This window comes from Staphylococcus rostri (genome assembly GCF_002902145.1).
Classification (GTDB): domain Bacteria; phylum Bacillota; class Bacilli; order Staphylococcales; family Staphylococcaceae; genus Staphylococcus; species Staphylococcus rostri.
This window is the reverse complement of the sequence record NZ_PPRF01000086.1, coordinates 1-3,957: the sequence shown is the minus strand read 5'-3', so window position 1 is coordinate 3,957 and position 3,957 is coordinate 1. Positions and strand designations below refer to the sequence as shown.

Genomic DNA, 3,957 nt, shown 5'->3' with positions numbered 1-3,957 from the left:
TCTCGTGGGCTCGGAGATGTGTATAAGAGACAGGTATAATAGATGTAACTTACAAACAAGAGGAGAACGTTATGTCTTTTAAAGAAAATGAAATCGTTGGAACTATAGAGTTTTTAGAAGTAAAAGCGCTTGAAGGTTCAACATATATCCTTGAAGGCCCAAATAAAGAGGTCGTCAAGCTGAATCAATCGGAAGTTAATGAATCTGACACACTTGAAATAGGGGAATCTTATAGCTTTTTCGTATACCCGAACCGTTCTGGGGATTTATTCGCAACACAAAATATGCCGGATATTACAGTAGGGCGCTATGACTTCGTGCGTGTACTTAGCACAGATCGTGATGGGGCTCGTGTAGACGTCGGATTACCACGTGAAGTCCTAATCCCATGGGAAGACCTACCAAAGATTAAGTCACTTTGGCCGGAAAAGGGTGACCACGTATTATGTACACTCCGTATCGACCGCGAACGTCAAATGTTTGCGCGTTTGGCATCTGAAACAACAGTACAACAAATGTTTACACCTGTTCACGATGACAAACTCCAAAATGAAGTGTTAACAGCACGTCCGTATCGTTTATTACGTGTTGGGACATTCTTATTAACGTCTGAAGGCTACAAAATTTTCGTCCATGAGTCAGAACGTCAACACGAACCACGTCTCGGTCAAGAGATGTCAGTACGTATTATTGGCTTCAATGATAAAGGAGAGCTAAACGGCTCATTCTTACCATTAGCACACGAACGTTTAGACGATGATGGTGAAACGATTTTCCAACTGCTTGTTGAATACGACGGCACATTACCGTTCTGGGACAAATCAAGCCCTGAAGCGATTAAAGAAGTTTTCAACATGAGTAAAGGTGCGTTCAAACGTGCAATTGGACACTTATACAAACAACGCATTATTAATATTGAAACAGGCCATATTACACTGACAAAAAAAGGCTGGGCACGTGCAGAAGACACTGCATCTAAATAATAATAATGATCAAAAGCGTACAATGAAACAGGATTGTGCGCTTTTTTGTGTCTTAATAAAGGTTGTTAGACTAACCCGTCCCACCACAAATACTAGGGCGCATCAAAAAAGGTGAAACAGCCTTTGTATGCCATTCCACCTAATTATTTTATCCTTGATTTAATTCATCTGTTAATGACTCCAATTCATCAACGAGACTACCAATATATGCAATGGTGTCTTTTAGTGGTTTATCTGTTGTAATATCAATGCCTGCCATTCGTGCCAGTTCAACTGGAGATACACTATCACCAGCTTGTAATGTCGTAAGCCAATCATGAACAGCCGGTTGACCTTCTGTTTGAATACGTTGCGCCATCATTGTCCCAATTGTTAAGCCGGCAGAATACGTGTATGGATAAAGTCCCATATAATAGTGAGGTTGGCGCATCCATGTTAATTCTGCACCTTCTGTTAACACAACGTCATCTCCCCAGAAATCTTGAATAACTTGACGCTTTATTTCGTTAAGCAATGGGGCAGTTAACGCTTCACCGTTATCGACACGTAAATAGACTTCACGTTGGTATGCAGCTTCTAATAAATGCGTCACCATATTATGATAATACGTACGCGCAATAATCGAACCAATCGCCCAACGTTTGAACGCTTTATCGTCACTACTGTCTAATAAATAATTCAACATTAACATTTCATTCATCGTTGAAGGGGCCTCAACAAAGTACATAGAAGCATCCGCTTGTAAATAATTTTGATGACGATTTGCCAAGTTAAAGTGACCTGCATGGCCTAATTCATGTGCTAAAACAAACACTTCCGTCATTTTACCCGTCCAAGAAATAAAGATATAGCTATGTGACGCATACGGCGACGCACAATAAGCACCTGTTTCTTTCCCTTTATTTTGAACAAAGTCAATCCAGCGGTCATCGTACGCTTTTTCCAACATTTCTTGATAATCTGTACCTAAAACACCTAACGCACCAAAAATATATTTTTTCGATTCTTCAATCGTGATATTCGGTTCATACGTATCATCAACGGAAATTTTCAAATCTTCAAAGCGCATTTCGTCTAGCTGATTCGCACGTTGAATTACCTTTGCATAACGGCGCATAATAGGGGCCAAGTCTGACATAATCACATCAATTTGACGGTCATACATCTCACGTGTGACATCTTGTTCAGCCAGTAAGAAGTCAATCACCGAATCGTAACCACGCATATCAGCTTCCAGTTTTTCAGCTTGCACATGCGCATTATATGCCGCAGCTGTTGTATGTTCATATTTTTTCAATGTATCACTAAAATGACGGAAACTTGCACGACGAATAGCTGTATCCGCGTGATCTTCAAAAATCCCTTCAAACGTCGTATAGTCCATTGGATATCGTTGACCGTCTACTTCAAAATGACCAAAATCAATGTCCAACATCTTCGTAATACCATAAATTTCACTTGGTGCTCCTAAGACAGGGGACAATTGTGCAAGAACCTCTTCCGCCTGTGGATGTAATTGATATGGCTTCAAACGTTTCAACTTTGTCAGAAAATGGCTATATGTAGTTTGTTCAATCGCTTGATTTAAAAGTGCATCATCTAAATCTAATAATTCAGATGTTAAAAATGTTAAGTTGCCTGATACTTTGCCGTATAAATTGTGAAATACTGCAGCAAGTCGTTGACGCTCTGCATCTGTTGCATCGACACTTAATTGCATTTGAGCATAGTTTGCCGCGCGATCAATAGCAACCGCTAATTCACAATAGGCATCTAATGCTTGTTGTATGGATTCAACATCCTGTAACGTACCACTGTATTGCGCTTTAAACTGCGCTGAACGTTCGGGTAGTGCTTTTACAAACGCTTCATAAGTCGCGTTATCTACAAATAAATCTCCCAAATCCCAAGTTTCTTGTTGTGCCACTTCAGATCTTGCTACTAATGATTGTTCCATAAAATAACCCCCTTAATTTCGTTGTTAATATCATACCATATTTAGTATCATAATTATTTAATGTGTGATTGGTTAATTTTTAGTATAATGAATTGTAAACACAAAATAAGGAGCGTTTTATAAAAATGTCTATTTTAGAAATGCCAAACTACTTATGGATTTCATTAGTAGTGATGGTTGTATTAACATTATTTTGCAACTTTGTACTGAATAAGTGGTTCGCAAGCGCCATTATCATGTTTGTCGGCCTAGGTGTCTTAGCATTTATCTTGCCAAACTTCTATGCAATCACTTATGAGCCATTATTAGGTTATGCAGCATTCGTTGCAATCCTAAGCTTAATCATCAGCTTGATTATTTGGTATTTAACGCGTGATATGCGCAAGCGTCGTCAACAAAAGAAATACGAAAAAGAATTAGCACGCTTAGAAAAACAATACGACCAAAAATAATTAGATTAAACACTAAACACTTGTACGTATGATTACATACTGACAGGTGTTTTTTGTATAGCAGGGCTCTTTTTAGGTCCAATATACAACTTCCTATAATATATATTATGTAAACTAATAAAAAGAACACAAAAATATAGGCTCAATATGCTATATTAAACCTTTAATTTTAGCTACTATATATACAGATGTTATTTTCATGTTTTATAACATTTCTCTTTGTTTGTACCGTATCATGACAGCTGATGAACATTCATCATCAGTTAGCTGTTCATTTGATATCGTACAGTCTGATTATGATTCATTAGCAATTACTTAGCGCGCCATTTAATGATGTTATTCAGTTCATTAAAATTCTGACATATACATCTAAAATATCATTATGTAACTTTTACACCTAAAACATCTAGTTACACTCGTAAAACTTTGCAATAAGTCAACTTGCCATCATTAGTATTAGGCATGATATTACGATATATATTCATTGATTGTATAAAAGTAATAAATTGCTATTAATTGCATTTTCTAAGTCCTTAATAAACCCACGTACGACTTAACATTATTC

The 3,957-nt window shown here is 37.4% G+C and carries 3 protein-coding genes; 2 read left to right on the top strand and 1 reads right to left on the bottom strand.

Features of this window, described 5'->3' with window-relative positions; translation table 11 throughout:
• The first annotated feature begins 71 nt into the window (after positions 1–71).
• Entirely contained in the window at positions 72–983 is a 912-nt protein-coding gene (locus tag CD122_RS10150) for a CvfB family protein (protein WP_103358859.1), read from the top strand.
• Positions 984–1,131: 148 nt separating this feature from the next.
• On the opposite strand, the gene pepF is transcribed toward CD122_RS10150, so the two are convergent.
• Positions 1,132–2,940: an oligoendopeptidase F gene (pepF, locus tag CD122_RS10145; RefSeq protein ID WP_103358858.1), complete on the bottom strand. Its 1,809-nt coding sequence runs from the start codon at positions 2,938–2,940 to the stop codon at positions 1,132–1,134.
• Positions 2,941–3,065: 125 nt separating this feature from the next.
• Here pepF and CD122_RS10140 point away from each other — a divergent pair, with 125 nt between their 5' ends.
• Positions 3,066–3,392: a hypothetical protein gene (locus tag CD122_RS10140; protein WP_103358857.1), complete on the top strand. Its 327-nt coding sequence runs from the start codon at positions 3,066–3,068 to the stop codon at positions 3,390–3,392.
• The last annotated feature ends 565 nt before the right edge of the window (positions 3,393–3,957 follow it).

Excerpts from the sequence above, each read along its gene's own strand:
- CD122_RS10150 (WP_103358859.1), top strand. The coding sequence starts at position 72 with ATGTCTTTTAAAGAAAATGAAATCGTTGGAACTATAGAGTTTTTAGAA.
- pepF (WP_103358858.1), bottom strand. The coding sequence starts at position 2,940 with ATGGAACAATCATTAGTAGCAAGATCTGAAGTGGCACAACAAGAAACT.
- CD122_RS10140 (WP_103358857.1), top strand. The coding sequence starts at position 3,066 with ATGTCTATTTTAGAAATGCCAAACTACTTATGGATTTCATTAGTAGTG.